Genomic DNA, 13,120 nt, shown 5'->3' with positions numbered 1-13,120 from the left:
GTCAATCTTCTGTTTCACCTACGCTTTGCTTTGGCAAGCCGGACAGTATCTCACCCCTCTGTAGAATTCTAACCGCGTACTGCACGAATCATACCTCATGTCTGTCATCCGCCTCTCACCAAATTCGAATCCACAGGTCTATCTTGGAGTGTCTGTGCGAGTTTCAATGTAGACAAAAATACGGCCCTCACGCGGTTAAAACTCTGGAGGAGAGTGCACACCAAGTGAGAGGCTATCGGCTCTGTTGAAATCCTCTTCTTTAGAGAACCATTCATGTAAATCTACTGTACACCAAACGTGCTTACTGATCAAGAGTCTTCAGCAATAGCTGATACCGGAGCTTGAAATTCCGCTTAATGGGCACCTCACCGAATTCTTATACCGATTCACTTGGATCATCATACTATGGGGAGTGGCTCATCAGAGGCGGTGATACTGCTGGTAGAAGACAACCCTGGCGATATCCGTCTCATCGAAGAGGCCTTCTCAGACGGCAACATCGGAAATACGCTCACCACCGTCACTGATGGCCGAGCAGCACTGGACTTTATCGATCAACGTGGCGAGTACGAAGACACTCCCCAGCCGGACATTATACTGCTTGATCTGAACCTACCGAAAGTGGACGGAGAGGACGTTCTACATGAGATCAAGCACCACCCAGAACTGGATGACGTACCAGTGATTGTCTTAACCGGGATGGATGAGGGCTTGATTGAATCCCGGGATCTCGATCATGATGCGGACGAAGATGCAGTCCTCGAAAAACCGGTTGATCCTGGCGAGTTTGTTGAGCTAATTCGGTCGTTCGAGCAGTTTCGGTTAGCAGTTATGAGAGTGGACTGATAGGAATAGCTTCTGCAGTAAGTCCTTGACCTCTACTGAGCGATTGGTGGTGTAGAAACTACCACAGGTTAGGGATTCCACCAGAGCCAATCTACGGATTTGTGAGGATCCGTACATCGGACTGCGTAACGAGGACACGAAACTCACCAACCGAGAATCTTACTTCGAGGTCATTGTTCGCCGAGTCCACGAGTTGCTCGAGTGCTTCGATGTCAATCACCCGTTGCAGTTGGTACTCGTCACGACCGAGTCCCTCCGTTTCAAGCGCGGCGACGATTTCGAAGAGGAGGTACCGATCACTCATCAGTGATCACCTCGTCGACGACATCGATAATCTCCGCAGCGGTCGAACTGATCCGTTCGAGTCGATCGAGGATAGCCTCCGACTCTTCGCCCTCCCATGCAGCAAGGTAGAACGCCGACCCACTCGTGTTCAGCCCGAAATACCGACCGACGATATAGCCGACCGCTTCCGCCTCGAGTTCGCGTTTCGAGCGTTCGGTCTCGTCGTCGACGTCACCGTGCAAGCGTGCGTGGGCGTACTCGTGGACGGTCGTTACGGCAAGGTCGGCACTGTTCTCACGATCGCGGACCTCGATTAGTGGTCGCTCCGCAGGAGAGCGGTACTGACACACGCCTCTGGCATCACCGTAAGGCCACTCCGCTGGAGAAACGACCTCCACTTCCACCTCAAGCATCGAAGCCCCCTCGAGGAGCGCTGGCACCAGTTCGTCGGCTTCTCCGGTCGCCTCCGTCTCGAGTTCGGGCAGTGGCTCTCCCTCTGTCTGAGAAATGTCGAAGACTGGCGCTGGCCGAAAGCCGACAAGTCCTTTCGACCACTCCTCGGGTGATGTCTCGTCGTACTCACAGTCGCTTCGTTCGTGGTACGACGGCGAGTTTTCGCACTCGGGGCACTGCTTTGCGATGATCGGTGCCCAGATCCAGATAGCACTCTCGCCCTCTTCCACATACCGGTCGAATTCGTTTTGCCACGTTCGATAGCCGGCAACGTGAGTTGCGTGCGGACGCTGGCGTGTGATCAGCAGCGTGTTTCGGTAGGAGTAGTCATGGAAGTGACTCTGCACGTCGAGCCACTCCTGGAACTGCTCACTCGAGACTGCGTCATCAACCTCGTCGACGAGGTCGTCAACCCAGGCTTCCATTGTACTGTGCATCTCGTCACGTCTGGTGTCCGAATCATCGAAGGACACCTGCGAACAGTCGCTCGTAGTCATCGTTCTTGGCGATGGACGCTCCGTTCTGGAACGCCCCTCACCCCTTTGGGGGAAGAAAAACACACTCGAGGGAGCGCCCGATCAGCTCCGTTACAGGTATCTCATCCGGGTTGTGACGATCAGGTTTCAGCTTCAATCTCGACTAAGTCGTCTCGCCGACTGCGAAGCGTGTTCGGTGATGTTCCTGCGATATCGGCGATCCGCTGTTGCGAGAGACAGAATCCGACTCGCTGGGCAGCGAGATAGAGACAGCCCGCTGCGACGCCACTCGGCCGACAGCCGATCGTCATTCCGCGTTCGCGTGCCGTCTGTGCGAGTTCGAGTGCTCGTCGACGAACCTGATCTGGGACCTCGAGTTCTGTTGAAAGCCTCGGAATGCGATCTACTGCTGCAATCGGCTGTGTCGGTAACTCGAGTTCGACGTTCATCGCGTTGTAGGCGTTGGTAAGTCTCTGCTGATTACAGCGTGCACAGGCTGCGACTTCTGCCCGTGATCGTCCGAGTCCGTTACACCGAGTGGTTGCGTAGACACTGGCTGCAGCCACCGCCTCGAGCGATCGTCCACGACAGAGCTGTTCGGACTGTGCAGTTCGGAACAGCGAACACGCCTGATCCCGGATACTCTGTGCGAGGCCGAGGCTTGCGACGATCCGCCGGATTTCACCGAGTCCATAGGCGAGGTTCCGTTCAGTTTTCGACTGCCACTGGGCACGGGACTGTTCGCGACGCAACCGGTTCAATTGTCGACGCTTCGTGCTCGAGAGGGTGTTTCCATGTCCGTCTTGCGTGTACCCGATCTCGGTGGAGAGGCCTCGATCGTGGCGTGTCGGTGTCAGCGGGGCACCGGTCCGTCTCTTGGTTCCCTGCTCGTCATGTCGACCCCAGTCTGGCCCTCGGTCGAGGTGAGTGTCCTCGAGGATACGTCCACAGTCCTCACAGATCGTCTCGCGGTCAGTCGTTCGAACGCTGCCGCCACAGTCTGGACAGGTAGTTGTAGTCGTCTGAATGCCGTCGTCAAACGTCGTCGTGTAGATGTCTCTCGTTGCCATCGATAACTCCGAAGAGGACAACTGATCAGCCCCTTCACCGCTACTGGGGCGATAAACACCACTAGTTGATTCCAGAGTTCAGTAGAAAGGTCCGTGGTATCAGTGCACATGTTTAGGAAGCTCCAACCCTACAACGGTCCTGCTGAAACTCTCACTCCGTCTCGGGCGTAGCCTACGGTGCCGATGATCCGAAACATTCCCCGTGATCGTCCCAAGAACACATCTTCTGAGATCGGTCCAGTGTTCTACACCTGCGGCAGCTACCGATTGCCTAGACACTAAAGGGTCAGAAGAGTGAATCAGGGTGGCACTTCGGACTGGGATCAAACGGGCCGAGATGCCAATCACTGTCGAAGTTGAGTTCCGCGAGGTCGTCTTCATCATCCATATCCTTCACTACGCTCACATCGTCGACGTCTCCGTCAGAGAGGAATTTCTGTGTATCGACGACATCCCGGGTAATATCCTCAATCGTACCGAGAATCTCGTCGATCCCGTACTCCAGCGTCATATACAGTTCCCGCAGTAGCACGAGATAGGTTATTATCTGTTCCCGGGATACAGGGTTACGACCAAGAAAATCAGTCTCAGTGGTCACCCATCACCATACTGGCGTGGAACACATGCCGCCAACCCACATTTCAGGTTAGGAACCAGCTGACCTCGAAACGGCGATTACACAGACGAGAGAATCGGAGATCGCGCAAGCATAGGACAGAGATGGTCACATCCCTGTGAATTAGGTTTCCGGGTGATCGTACCGGTGGAACCGGTACTTGCCTGTTCGCATCACCCAGTATCGTCTATCAAACTCGAGAAGATCATCGTTATTGACCGCCTCCGAAATGAGGTCCGAGATATTCGTATCGGTGATGCTGTGATCAGCTGCCATCTCCGTGATTTCCTCAAAGGTGGTCCCCGGGTTCTCCGCCACGACCTCCAGAATCTGGTCGTACCCCTCGTCCATAGGTCAGGATATCCGATGTTGTACGATCGTTTCTGTCCGGCATTCAGGACAGATATCGGTGTCTTTGTCGACAGTGGTGCCACAGCACCGACACTCGTACACAACGTCCTTTTCGTTCACTAGGCCAAGCAACCGGCCTACTCTGTCACATAGCATGGGCGGTAGTTACTGTGGGTTCACGACGTCGCGGCACTCAGGACACTCAGCGTATACTGCCGATCCCGTCTCAGTCTCATACTCGAGGATCACGTTGAGCGTCGTGATCTCGGCCTGGCAGAACGGACACGCACCGAGATCCGGTGGGTTCGTCGTGGACATGAATTTGTGAAGGTAATACAGAGGGAGCGTGTGACTGCGACAGGGGATGATGTGGTTACTCCCTCTACAAGCAGGAGAACACCCGTATTCACAAATAGGCGATCCAACCGCGGTGAAACTGAAAATAGACGGTACATGAACACATCAGGTTGCAACTCGAGGATTCCTCTCTAAACGATAGACAGACCTTCCTTAGGAAATCCAACGCTCCGCCGATACAGAGAACGATCGGGTCCCACCCGATGAGATTCACCGGCTTTCAGAGGGAAACGCTGACCGGAACCACCAGCCACTGATCAGGAGCACCAAGATTACTGCCAGTCTACCGACTACTGCTTCATAGGAAACACCGATCCCGCCGGTCGATCCAGTTATCGCCAATCCAGAGAATAGACCAGGTGACCGAATCTCAGAATCTCAGCCGTCACCTCAGTCGAAAAACTCGGCGAATAACTTTGGAATGGATCTCAGTTGCCATTTCCGACGAACCGCCGTGTACGACCCCAGATCGAGTCACCGTCATCAGCACCCGTCTCATCCATTCGGGGTTCGAATATTGATTACGACGCTCGAGTACCTCCTGATAGTCACTGAGTTGCTCTTGAAGCGCTTCATTAGTCGCCTCAAGTTCGTTGATACGGTCGTCTTTCTCCCCGAGTTCGTCGACGCGGTCGTCGATGCCGAACTCACTGGCCACGGGGCGATTGAGTCGTGTTTCGACCTTGCGATGGCTGACGTCAGCGTCGAAATCCTCGAGTGAGGTCGCAATACTTTCTTCGGTCGGTTCGAGTCCACCGTCAGCGGTGAACCTGTCTGTTGTTGGATCGTAATCTCGGGTCGATCTATTATCTGGAAAAACATCCACCCCTCTCGAGGGTACAAACAACACTCTCAGATCTTCGCAGGCGTCGTAATCGGTGGACCAGTCACGACTCCTCACGAAGTTCTTCAGCTCGCTGGCCTAGCTGTTTGAGGATCGGAAGGCGTTGTTGGTGCTGGTTTTCGTAGGCGACACACGCCTGAAGTGTCTCCATGTCGGTGATCGTCGCGACTCCTGCATCAATGATCCGGGGATTCGATGACTCGAGGCGCTGTGCTGGTGTCAGTGACTCATCAGTCTGGTCGGCATCTGCCATCATGGACTCCTCTCACTCTCTCGAGGAGAGGAACAACACTACGGGACCGTGGCGCAGGTCTAACGTGTATTTCGAGCAGTGAGACGCGTCCGTCGTCCAGATTTTTAGTTCACCGGCGGTGCGTGTTTCCGTTCGGACTGTCAGGGTCCGGGCCGTGTCGGGAAGACTGACACCGGGTGCATTCCCAGATTGATGAGTCTGGAATCTCTGGAACTGGCACTTCATCGAAGCCACTGAACATGTGGCGTGCCGCCTCACCGCAAGACCGACACTCGAGATTGCGACGGGTTCGCCCCTCACGAGGAGGGTTCTCGGAGCGATCCGGTGGGGAGACGTTTTCGAGGGCGATCGCATTGGGGGCAAGACTTCATTCGTCTTCGGGAGCGAACTCCCAGCGGTCGTCATCGTTGTAGTTCATGGTGTTGTGGAACTCCTCGTGGGTCGTCAATTTTCGCTCTTATCCCTTCCCTCGTGAATCTCCGAGTAGTGGAGTGAAAGTGAAACGATATTTTGTCGATAGATCAAAAGAATTATCTATACGTATTAATTGGTTTATATGTGGGGAGGCCGGGCGGTTGTCGTCCGTTCGGCTGTTACCTGTCAGAGGCACCCTCACCCGCGCTTTCCGTACGTTTTGTTTCCCACCGTAGTGCATGAGGCCTACTGCTGCTCCCACAGCATCTCGATGCGCTCCTCGATGTGATCAAGGACGAGGCGGCTCACGTCGCGGTGGTCGTCCGGCCACTGAGCGTTCTCCGCGTCGGTGCGGCTAGCGGCCGGTGGTGGATGGAAGTGATCCCGTGAGTTGTGTGCGTTTGGGTACCGATCCCATCGGCACTTCCAGTCGCTGTCCCGTCGCTGCTCCTGGTAGTGGAAGTTGAAGTCGTCGTTGCGATACCAGCGAATCTCAAAGCGAGCAGACGCCTCGTTCGGATAGTAGCCGCCTGATAGCTCGACGCAGAGGTGTAGCTTCCCCTCCTTGACGATCTCCGCCGACTCGAACATGCGACGCCCAACGAATCGGGAACGCATTCGCTCTAACATCGACCGGTCTATCGGTGCGGGACTCGCACCGTCATCCGCCGGCACCATCTCAGCTATGCGATGGGGCCGTCGAGCCGGCGGCCTTTCTCCTGGCGCGTTCGTGTAGGCGACGCTCCTCGATGATGGTGGCCCAATCACCGAGTTCCACATACACGTCGTCAATCCGCTCCGCGTCGAACTCGAGGACATCAACCTCGGCGGGGGAGTCGACCCCATATTCGCCGCGGTACTCTTCGATCCGGTCAGTCAACTCCGACACGCGGGCCTGCAACTCGTCGACAGTGTTCTCCCGCGCCAGCTTGTTGACCCGCCGCCACTCGAAATAGTCGTCGTTGCGCTCGTACCTGACCGGCCGGCCCTCATGCCGAATGACGATGCCAAGGTCGGCGTAGAAGGACAGGTGTGTCCGTGCCGACTCCCCCGAGCAGTCTGCTCGCTCGGCGATCTCGGCGGCCGTCATCGGCTCTCGAGCGTGTAACACCGCACCGTACACGCGCTGCTTTGTGTCCTCGCCTTCGAACGGGGGCGGGCCGTCGTGACGGACATCGTCTGTCATACTCCTACTAACGGGATTGGCACACATATTTCTTCCTCTGGGCAAAATATATCGCCCAAAGTCATAGTCACTCGCCGTGCACCCCAACCGTCTTCGACCCCCACGCTCGCCGCCACCCACGCTATCCTGTTCTGAATCTCGATCGTCATAGGGAGGATCAATCCTCCTCGGTGTTGCTGTCTGCGCTGAGTCCGTCGTAGGGCAGTATCTGTTCCTCGCTGTCCCCGTCTCTGACGGGCGGCTCTCGAGAGAGGGGGACGTCTTCGTCAAACGTGTGTTCGTATACGTCTAGGAGTGGCATGATGATCAGTCTTGGAGAGCGCGTATTGCTTGTACACGCGCCCTCCACTCCTCTGAGGAGGTGAGCAACACCACGGTCGATCGCGTCGGAATCACAGAGGGCTACAGAGAACCCAAGTGATACAATCGAGAGGCTCTGTTGAAATCCTTAGAACATCCCTCCACCGACACAACAGCTACAAGAGTCCTTCAGAAATTCATTATGTATGAAGAATGTAGCCCGTAGAAGATATATCACAGCCCTCGCTGCTTCCGGTGTCGGTATTCTGGCTGGATGTGCAAGCGATGAATCCAGCAGTAATACATCACAGCCACAACAGAACCAGAAGAACGATTCAAACGGAAACACAGAATCTCAAAATAGCAATCCGAACGAAAATACAGAAGCACAAAATGACGAGCCAACTGAAAATGCAAAAGCGACAAAGAAGGGATCAGCAACAGTCAGAAGTACCGATTTCATTTTAGGAGATTCTGCCGTGTTGAATAGATGCTGAGTCACGGTCACAGCGGTTCACAGAGCAGTTCTATGTTCGAGATAGCGAACATCAGGACGATTTCACGGAACTGCCGATACCAGCCCAGCGCTCGCACGGCATCGCCGAGCGAGCGCTTCGTTGTCGAATACGAAGTCTCGGCCATCCAGCGCTGAGAGTAGCCTTTTGCGCGGATGAGAGCGTTATGACCTAGCGTCAACGGCCTCGATCCACGCTGTAAGATGAGTGGTTCGACACCAAGCGCGTAGAACTCGTATTTCGTGATCCAGTTGTGGAACGCTTTGTCGGCAGCTACGGACAGCAGGTCGTCCGCGTTCCGGCGGACGACCTGCGGCCCGGTCTTCGTATCGTGTTTCCACCGGGCAGAGATATGCACGTCAAGGACAGCAAGAGACTCTCTATCGGTTAGTGTCGTCACTTTCAGTGTTTGGACGTTACTGCCTGACCGCTGGCGGTAGTACGACGAGGCTGAGCGACGGTCGAAGAATGTGCTGTCGAGAGCAGCGTGGCCAGACTGCGGGTGTTGCTGCGCTGAAACGCGCAGCAACGCCCGCCAAACCCACATTTTCAGCCGGTCGAATGATTTGTAGATTGTGCTGTAGTCCGGGAGATCGTCTCGATCTAAACCGAGTGCGTCACGAATCTCGGCCATATACTTCAGCCGATTCGACGTTTCTCGGTAGCTGTGGCCGTCTTCGAGCCGGAGACAGTGCAGAACGACGTGCTTCCAGCGGGCGAACCCGCCGCTGGCGGGCTCGCCCGCGTGCTTTCCCAACGCTTGTTTGACTAGGTGCCGACACTGCTCAACGAAGTCGAGGAGATCGACTTCCATGGACAGAATCGATTTCCTCGGCTTCGTCCTTCTGCTCCGTGATATCAGCCGATTAGATCGCTATTCAACAGGGCAGGAGATTCGGTAACTGCACCACCGAGCGGCCAAATCCCATGGGCAGTTACAGAAATCAAGAACATAGAAGGGATCACCCACGGCTGGGTTCAAACCGAACTACGATTCTACGATTCGAATGATACTATTCTGGAAGTGCGAGAGGGATATTGTCCGTATATCCCGGCAAACACGGTCTGGAAGGACTATACACGGTACTACACCAAAACGCCAGACCGTCTCGAATATGTTGAGGCCCGGATCATCAAGTCTGACCTCATCGTGGATGCGTCGGAGATCGAAGCAGCTACAGTGGTCAGCTCGGATATGACTGCCGATCCCGAAGGTGGTATCGATCTAACTGCCGAAATTGATCTTCAGGGTGCAAATCCTGACACAGTGACAATCGTTGGTCTCTTCTACGACGTTCAGGGCCGATTCCGTGGGGCCATATCATCGTTCAAACGGAACCCAGCAGCGACTGTCGCGATGAGCGCAGGAACAATATCAATCCGAACGCCGCCGAACCTCCAAGGTCAGCAGGTAGACTCTCACAAGATCGTCGTTCTTGACGGATTCATCTGATCAATATTCTCGAGGGTCGATATGCTCTATTTCCACAATATCTGGATAGAGCGTATCGGTCGAAACGATCGGTTCGCCGAGCATGTCGGCCGTCCCGAGATGGACTGCATCGAAGACGTTGAGCTTCTCGTATCGCTTTCGCAACGTCGCCGCCGCCTCCATCACGTCGACAGTCAGCGGGACAAGGTCAACCCCCTCGTCGACGATCGCTGTGTGGGCGTCCGCGAGTTGGTCCCGATCCCATTCACCCTCCATGACGTACTGGACTTCGATCGCTGTCGCAACCGATGTTTTCGGCTCCTCAATCGCTTCGAGATCGACGCTGCTTGCGAGCCAGTCATCAGTTTTCAGGAGCGCAAGGATCGGATCCGTATCAAGATACACGTTTGCGCTCCAGTCGCTCGCGGATATCATCGCCGGCCTGCTCTGCGGTGAAGTCATGCAGTCGGGCATGGCGCTCTTCGCGAACAACGAGGCGAGCTCCGTACCGAAGCGCCTCGGAGCGGGAGCTGAACATACCTTCTTCGACCAGTTCGTCCAGTTCTTTTACCAGCTCCGGCGGCATGGATACTGGAACCGACTTTCGATCACTACTCATGTCTATACCATCGCTACACAATCGTATAAAGTTCTCGGCTATCCTATTGGCCTGCAATAGACTACATACACACAGTCATAATTATTTCTCGGAAACGGATCATGGAGTTTTAACCAACAGAAGTCACATCCTTCCACGAGTGTTGGTTAACAGTAGTTGGTAATACGGTTTCTTTATTCAGAACTGAGAGTGAATCAAGACTAAGACAGAGTCTACAGTTCGCATGACTCACTGCTGCTCGAGCGTTCGTGTCTCAGGTGGTGCGAACGAGCAGCATCTTCTCGGTGAGTTTAACGTCATATCACTGACCGAGAACGCGACCGACACCGATTCGCCGGTTGTGACGAGCCGATCGAGCGCCTCAGTATCGATCGTGTCGGACAAGACGATTCCGTGGGTTGGTCCCAGCTCGGTTGCCGGGCAATTTTTGAGACTCGCGATCGCTTCAATAATTGCGATGCTCGGCGGCGTTTCCGACTACTCGTATTCGACTTGCTTAGTTACCATGATTCGCCTCCTCTGCTAGCCCGGCCCCTGCTCCTGAAAATCGCTCGTGCTGGGATCGGCAGTTCGGACAAGCGTGGAGCGTTCCGGTGTTGTCCGAAAATACCCGCTTGTACTGTTCTGTGACGTGCGCACCACAGTTCGAACAGTTGGGCATCGTCACACCCCCACAACCGCATGTTCGTACATGGCACGCGTCGTCTCGAGCTTAGTGATCGCACTTGAGAGGGTCAACGGCTCGGCCAGGTGATCCTCGAGCGTTTGCAGCTCGGCCAGCACTGCTTTGAGTTCGGTCTGCACTCGTTCATCAGGCCAGCTGTCGACGGATTCGCTCATCGCGACTCACGCTCCGGGCAGCCGGGCGCATGCGACAGGTTGTCCTGTCCACCGAGTTCGACCAGCAGCTCGCGTTCGCAGTACGTACATCGGACGTACGCCTTACCACCCTGTTCCGGCGGTTCGACATGCCGCGTGTACGTCGGTTTCCCGGACTCACTCTGAGTAGCCTCGGCGGCTACGGTCCCGCCGTCGGGAACCAACCACTCTGTACGAGCAATCACCTCGGCTTCCGCACGCAGGCGCAGTTTTCGGCCTGTGTCGGTTTCATAGTATTCGGATCGCTGTACAATCTGTTTCAGCTCTCTGAATCGGCTCATCTGTCAAACCCTCCACCCCTCTCGAGGGGAGAACAACACCACCGAACAGCAAGGAGGACGTCCAGTGCTGTCGCTGAGTGTCTTCGTGTCTGATTGAGCGCTAGTCAGCTTCTGCGGTCACTGTCTCTCGATCCCACGCTGGCTCCCACTCGCTCTCGCAACCATCGACGTGGGCTGCATACGCCGAGAACCAGTAGCGATCGTAGCCACGAGACTCGGTCCCAAGCCACTTGCCAGACGCGAGCGCGCCGTACTCATCAGTCTCGGGAATCGGCTCAGCCTCTTCGACGGACCACGTGTACTGGCTGTCGAACTCGGCGATGAAGCCCTGGTCGCCAGACGGTTCACGCAGCGTACACCGAGTGTTGCAGGTCGCACAGAAAACGCCTTGATAGACAAGGTGTGTCCATTCGTCGGAGCCACAGACAGGACACGTCACCGTGTCGAACGCACCAGCATACCGCTCTTCAGTGTCGACGATCGCCATCACTCGTCACCTCTCTCTGGATCGATCCGCGTCACGCGACCGATCTTGGCGTGGGCACCAGCCAGTACTAGCGAAACGTGCTCGAGCATCGAGATATCGGTCACGATCGTGTTCCCGTCCTTCTGGAGGACGACGACACCGCTGTCGTGGACCCAGACAGAGATGCCGATGCCCCAATGATGCCATCGGTCAGGCGAGAGTGCTCTCGACGGAAGTGAGAGACTCTCGTCACCGCGATCGATCGCCGCCTGCACGCCCTGACGAAGCGCCCACACTTGCGACTCGGTGAGCGTGTCCTCAGGTGCGTCACTCTCGTCGACGTACGTCAGCAGATCGGCCACCATCATGCCTCACCTCCGATGATCCGATCGACCTCAGCCAGTTCACGCGCTTCAGCGGCCTCGTCCGCATATCCCACGTCGGTGGCATAACGCTCGAGGACGGTCACGGCTCCATCGTCGTCCTTGGCTGCTCGCTCGAACAGTTCTTCAAGAACAGTGACGACCACACGATCGGCGACCTGACGGCCAGCATCGGCTGCCTCGCTCTCGATACGGCCAAGCCGCGACTCCGGATATGCGTAGGTTTTCGAAGGTCTGGACTTCAGGCTCGAACAGTAGACGACATCGAATACGCGATCGTCGTTGGTTGCGTCGAATCGTGAGTTCCCGTAATTATCGAGCAGATTGTAGTTGTTTGCCTCGGACCACTCCGCTACGGTCTGGCCAGTATCGGTGACCACGTGCACTGGTTGCCCCTGTGCGAGATCCAAACAGACGTCACCAAGTTTGATCGACTGCTCGCTCATTACTCCTCACCCCCGTCGTCACTGAGAGTGCGAGCAAGCGTTGCGGCCTGCTGTTCAATCGGCTCGTGGTGGGCGTGTCTGACGTTCAGAAGAGCGAGGTGCGCTCCATGCCCCCACAGCTCTGCCTGGTGAAGCTCGTCAGCAAACTCCTCGAGAACGTCGTCAGTCGTCTGGCGACCATCGGTGAGGCCGTTGATCCGAGCTGCAATCCGATGAGGGATTGCGTCTCGACAAGAAGGATCTCGTCCTGTGTAGTCGGCCATCGTCTCGACGAGTCCCACAAATGCCTCAACACGTCCGTCAACCGTGATGTCCCACTCTTCGAGGTCATCCTCGTCGACGGCGTACGTCACAGCGTCGGGTTCCTGTCTCTTGAGGAGAGCCTCGAGAGCCGCTCGCTTCCAGCTGCGGTAATCGCGGAAGCCCCAGAACGTGGCGAACTCTTCGAGCGTCTCGATTGAGTACTCGATGGAGATGTCGGCGCAAACACGCTCAGTCGTCTCGTCACTATGGTCAGTGATCCGAGTGACCGGCCCACTGGCAGTCGCGAGGAACCGTCGTGGAAGCAGCGTCGTGCAGTCGGTTGACTGCGCTTCATCGGATGTTTTCGTTGGCTGTGCTGCCGTCTCGTCTGCTCGTGACATCTGT

At 55.9% G+C, this 13,120-nt stretch carries 25 protein-coding genes; 4 read left to right on the top strand and 21 right to left on the bottom strand.

The features are described 5' to 3' along the window. Nucleotides 1-405 precede the first annotated feature (405 nt). Nucleotides 406-846, top strand: coding sequence for a response regulator (locus HYG81_RS38690; protein ID WP_226777918.1), 441 nt, complete (start codon nt 406-408; stop codon nt 844-846). 91 nt (nt 847-937) lie between these two features. Here the strand turns inward: HYG81_RS38690 and HYG81_RS38685 are convergent, their stop codons facing one another. From HYG81_RS38685 to HYG81_RS46095, 6 genes are all read right to left on the bottom strand, one after another. Further along, the gene (locus HYG81_RS38685) at nt 938-1,150 is read right to left on the bottom strand and encodes a HalOD1 output domain-containing protein (protein ID WP_226777917.1); all 213 of its coding nucleotides are present in this window, start codon (nt 1,148-1,150) and stop codon (nt 938-940) included. Next, nucleotides 1,143-2,081, bottom strand: a complete 939-nt coding sequence (locus tag HYG81_RS38680; RefSeq protein ID WP_226777916.1) for a DUF955 domain-containing protein — start codon at nt 2,079-2,081, stop codon at nt 1,143-1,145. The genes HYG81_RS38685 and HYG81_RS38680 overlap by 8 nt, the downstream gene beginning before the upstream one ends. 119 nt (nt 2,082-2,200) lie before the next feature. Further along, complete coding sequence (locus HYG81_RS38675; protein ID WP_226777915.1) at nt 2,201-3,130, bottom strand: transcription initiation factor IIB; 930 nt, start codon at nt 3,128-3,130, stop codon at nt 2,201-2,203. Between the two features lie 286 nt (nt 3,131-3,416). Continuing rightward, on the bottom strand, nt 3,417-3,641 hold the full coding sequence (locus HYG81_RS38670; protein ID WP_226777914.1) for a hypothetical protein: 225 nt from the start codon (nt 3,639-3,641) through the stop codon (nt 3,417-3,419). A gap of 228 nt (nt 3,642-3,869) precedes the next feature. Beyond that, nucleotides 3,870-4,097: a hypothetical protein gene (locus tag HYG81_RS38665; RefSeq protein WP_226777913.1), complete on the bottom strand. Its 228-nt coding sequence runs from the start codon at nt 4,095-4,097 to the stop codon at nt 3,870-3,872. A 165-nt stretch (nt 4,098-4,262) separates the two neighbouring features. Next, the gene (locus tag HYG81_RS46095; RefSeq protein ID WP_474671963.1) at nt 4,263-4,415 is read right to left on the bottom strand and encodes a DUF7837 family putative zinc-binding protein; all 153 of its coding nucleotides are present in this window, start codon (nt 4,413-4,415) and stop codon (nt 4,263-4,265) included. 556 nt (nt 4,416-4,971) lie between these two features. Between HYG81_RS46095 and HYG81_RS38660 the strand changes: the two genes are divergently transcribed. Then, on the top strand, nt 4,972-5,175 hold the full coding sequence (locus tag HYG81_RS38660; protein WP_226777912.1) for a hypothetical protein: 204 nt from the start codon (nt 4,972-4,974) through the stop codon (nt 5,173-5,175). Between the two features lie 166 nt (nt 5,176-5,341). Here HYG81_RS38660 and HYG81_RS38655 read toward each other — a convergent pair whose 3' ends face one another. From HYG81_RS38655 to HYG81_RS38640, 4 genes are all read right to left on the bottom strand, one after another. After that, a complete protein-coding gene (locus HYG81_RS38655; RefSeq protein ID WP_226777911.1) occupies nt 5,342-5,551 on the bottom strand; it encodes a DUF8129 domain-containing protein in 210 nt (69 codons plus the stop codon). 660 nt (nt 5,552-6,211) lie between these two features. After that, nucleotides 6,212-6,556 carry a toxin-antitoxin system TumE family protein gene (locus tag HYG81_RS38650; RefSeq protein ID WP_226777910.1) on the bottom strand — a complete coding sequence of 115 codons (345 nt, stop codon included), beginning with the start codon at nt 6,554-6,556 and terminating at the stop codon, nt 6,212-6,214. Nucleotides 6,557-6,644: 88 nt separating this feature from the next. Beyond that, on the bottom strand, nt 6,645-7,151 hold the full coding sequence (locus HYG81_RS38645; RefSeq protein ID WP_226777909.1) for a DUF7342 family protein: 507 nt from the start codon (nt 7,149-7,151) through the stop codon (nt 6,645-6,647). A 157-nt stretch (nt 7,152-7,308) separates the two neighbouring features. Continuing rightward, nucleotides 7,309-7,452, bottom strand: a complete 144-nt coding sequence (locus HYG81_RS38640) for a hypothetical protein (protein ID WP_226777908.1) — start codon at nt 7,450-7,452, stop codon at nt 7,309-7,311. Between the two features lie 205 nt (nt 7,453-7,657). Between HYG81_RS38640 and HYG81_RS38635 the strand changes: the two genes are divergently transcribed. Continuing rightward, a complete protein-coding gene (locus HYG81_RS38635; RefSeq protein ID WP_226777907.1) occupies nt 7,658-7,948 on the top strand; it encodes a hypothetical protein in 291 nt (96 codons plus the stop codon). Nucleotides 7,949-7,955: 7 nt separating this feature from the next. On the opposite strand, the gene HYG81_RS38630 is transcribed toward HYG81_RS38635, so the two are convergent. Next, nucleotides 7,956-8,780, bottom strand: a complete 825-nt coding sequence (locus HYG81_RS38630; RefSeq protein WP_226777861.1) for an IS5 family transposase — start codon at nt 8,778-8,780, stop codon at nt 7,956-7,958. A 210-nt stretch (nt 8,781-8,990) separates the two neighbouring features. On the opposite strand from HYG81_RS38630, the gene HYG81_RS38625 reads away from it, so the two are divergent. Further along, nucleotides 8,991-9,419: a hypothetical protein gene (locus HYG81_RS38625; protein WP_226777906.1), complete on the top strand. Its 429-nt coding sequence runs from the start codon at nt 8,991-8,993 to the stop codon at nt 9,417-9,419. Here HYG81_RS38625 and HYG81_RS38620 read toward each other — a convergent pair whose 3' ends face one another. The 10 genes from HYG81_RS38620 to HYG81_RS38580 all read right to left on the bottom strand — a co-directional run bounded on the left by HYG81_RS38620 (nt 9,420) and on the right by HYG81_RS38580 (nt 13,116). Further along, a complete protein-coding gene (locus tag HYG81_RS38620) occupies nt 9,420-9,803 on the bottom strand; it encodes a type II toxin-antitoxin system VapC family toxin (RefSeq protein WP_226777905.1) in 384 nt (127 codons plus the stop codon). Further along, nucleotides 9,793-10,017, bottom strand: coding sequence for a ribbon-helix-helix domain-containing protein (locus HYG81_RS38615; RefSeq protein ID WP_226777904.1), 225 nt, complete (start codon nt 10,015-10,017; stop codon nt 9,793-9,795). The genes HYG81_RS38620 and HYG81_RS38615 overlap by 11 nt, the downstream gene beginning before the upstream one ends. 228 nt (nt 10,018-10,245) lie before the next feature. Next, the gene (locus HYG81_RS38610; RefSeq protein ID WP_233289929.1) at nt 10,246-10,458 is read right to left on the bottom strand and encodes a HalOD1 output domain-containing protein; all 213 of its coding nucleotides are present in this window, start codon (nt 10,456-10,458) and stop codon (nt 10,246-10,248) included. A gap of 55 nt (nt 10,459-10,513) precedes the next feature. Further along, complete coding sequence (locus HYG81_RS45850; protein ID WP_425607560.1) at nt 10,514-10,678, bottom strand: DUF7563 family protein; 165 nt, start codon at nt 10,676-10,678, stop codon at nt 10,514-10,516. Between the two features lie 2 nt (nt 10,679-10,680). Beyond that, entirely contained in the window at nt 10,681-10,857 is a 177-nt protein-coding gene (locus HYG81_RS38605) for a hypothetical protein (RefSeq protein WP_226777903.1), read from the bottom strand. Next, nucleotides 10,854-11,177: a DUF8118 domain-containing protein gene (locus HYG81_RS38600; RefSeq protein WP_226777902.1), complete on the bottom strand. Its 324-nt coding sequence runs from the start codon at nt 11,175-11,177 to the stop codon at nt 10,854-10,856. Before HYG81_RS38600 ends, HYG81_RS38605 begins: the two co-directional genes overlap by 4 nt. A 100-nt stretch (nt 11,178-11,277) precedes the next feature. After that, a complete protein-coding gene (locus HYG81_RS38595; protein ID WP_226777901.1) occupies nt 11,278-11,664 on the bottom strand; it encodes a DUF7567 family protein in 387 nt (128 codons plus the stop codon). Next, nucleotides 11,664-12,011 carry a hypothetical protein gene (locus tag HYG81_RS38590; protein ID WP_226777900.1) on the bottom strand — a complete coding sequence of 116 codons (348 nt, stop codon included), beginning with the start codon at nt 12,009-12,011 and terminating at the stop codon, nt 11,664-11,666. The genes HYG81_RS38595 and HYG81_RS38590 overlap by 1 nt, the downstream gene beginning before the upstream one ends. Beyond that, complete coding sequence (locus tag HYG81_RS38585) at nt 12,008-12,472, bottom strand: hypothetical protein (RefSeq protein ID WP_226777899.1); 465 nt, start codon at nt 12,470-12,472, stop codon at nt 12,008-12,010. The genes HYG81_RS38590 and HYG81_RS38585 overlap by 4 nt, the downstream gene beginning before the upstream one ends. After that, nucleotides 12,472-13,116, bottom strand: a complete 645-nt coding sequence (locus tag HYG81_RS38580) for a hypothetical protein (protein WP_226777898.1) — start codon at nt 13,114-13,116, stop codon at nt 12,472-12,474. The genes HYG81_RS38585 and HYG81_RS38580 overlap by 1 nt, the downstream gene beginning before the upstream one ends. Nucleotides 13,117-13,120: the final 4 nt, after the last annotated feature.

The organism is Natrinema zhouii (assembly GCF_013456555.2).
GTDB classification, from domain to species: domain Archaea; phylum Halobacteriota; class Halobacteria; order Halobacteriales; family Natrialbaceae; genus Natrinema; species Natrinema zhouii.
This window is presented reverse-complemented; position numbering and strand designations above follow the sequence as displayed.

Excerpts from the sequence above, each read along its gene's own strand:
- HYG81_RS38690 (WP_226777918.1), top strand. The coding sequence starts at position 406 with ATGGGGAGTGGCTCATCAGAGGCGGTGATACTGCTGGTAGAAGACAAC.
- HYG81_RS38685 (WP_226777917.1), bottom strand. The coding sequence starts at position 1,150 with ATGAGTGATCGGTACCTCCTCTTCGAAATCGTCGCCGCGCTTGAAACG.
- HYG81_RS38680 (WP_226777916.1), bottom strand. The coding sequence starts at position 2,081 with ATGACTACGAGCGACTGTTCGCAGGTGTCCTTCGATGATTCGGACACC.
- HYG81_RS38675 (WP_226777915.1), bottom strand. The coding sequence starts at position 3,130 with ATGGCAACGAGAGACATCTACACGACGACGTTTGACGACGGCATTCAG.
- HYG81_RS38670 (WP_226777914.1), bottom strand. The coding sequence starts at position 3,641 with ATGACGCTGGAGTACGGGATCGACGAGATTCTCGGTACGATTGAGGAT.
- HYG81_RS38665 (WP_226777913.1), bottom strand. The coding sequence starts at position 4,097 with ATGGACGAGGGGTACGACCAGATTCTGGAGGTCGTGGCGGAGAACCCG.
- HYG81_RS46095 (WP_474671963.1), bottom strand. The coding sequence starts at position 4,415 with ATGTCCACGACGAACCCACCGGATCTCGGTGCGTGTCCGTTCTGCCAG.
- HYG81_RS38655 (WP_226777911.1), bottom strand. The coding sequence starts at position 5,551 with ATGGCAGATGCCGACCAGACTGATGAGTCACTGACACCAGCACAGCGC.
- HYG81_RS38650 (WP_226777910.1), bottom strand. The coding sequence starts at position 6,556 with ATGTTCGAGTCGGCGGAGATCGTCAAGGAGGGGAAGCTACACCTCTGC.
- HYG81_RS38645 (WP_226777909.1), bottom strand. The coding sequence starts at position 7,151 with ATGACAGACGATGTCCGTCACGACGGCCCGCCCCCGTTCGAAGGCGAG.
- HYG81_RS38640 (WP_226777908.1), bottom strand. The coding sequence starts at position 7,452 with ATGCCACTCCTAGACGTATACGAACACACGTTTGACGAAGACGTCCCC.
- HYG81_RS38635 (WP_226777907.1), top strand. The coding sequence starts at position 7,658 with ATGAAGAATGTAGCCCGTAGAAGATATATCACAGCCCTCGCTGCTTCC.
- HYG81_RS38630 (WP_226777861.1), bottom strand. The coding sequence starts at position 8,780 with ATGGAAGTCGATCTCCTCGACTTCGTTGAGCAGTGTCGGCACCTAGTC.
- HYG81_RS38615 (WP_226777904.1), bottom strand. The coding sequence starts at position 10,017 with ATGAGTAGTGATCGAAAGTCGGTTCCAGTATCCATGCCGCCGGAGCTG.
- HYG81_RS45850 (WP_425607560.1), bottom strand. The coding sequence starts at position 10,678 with ATGCCCAACTGTTCGAACTGTGGTGCGCACGTCACAGAACAGTACAAG.
- HYG81_RS38605 (WP_226777903.1), bottom strand. The coding sequence starts at position 10,857 with ATGAGCGAATCCGTCGACAGCTGGCCTGATGAACGAGTGCAGACCGAA.
- HYG81_RS38600 (WP_226777902.1), bottom strand. The coding sequence starts at position 11,177 with ATGAGCCGATTCAGAGAGCTGAAACAGATTGTACAGCGATCCGAATAC.
- HYG81_RS38595 (WP_226777901.1), bottom strand. The coding sequence starts at position 11,664 with ATGGCGATCGTCGACACTGAAGAGCGGTATGCTGGTGCGTTCGACACG.
- HYG81_RS38590 (WP_226777900.1), bottom strand. The coding sequence starts at position 12,011 with ATGATGGTGGCCGATCTGCTGACGTACGTCGACGAGAGTGACGCACCT.
- HYG81_RS38585 (WP_226777899.1), bottom strand. The coding sequence starts at position 12,472 with ATGAGCGAGCAGTCGATCAAACTTGGTGACGTCTGTTTGGATCTCGCA.
- HYG81_RS38580 (WP_226777898.1), bottom strand. The coding sequence starts at position 13,116 with ATGTCACGAGCAGACGAGACGGCAGCACAGCCAACGAAAACATCCGAT.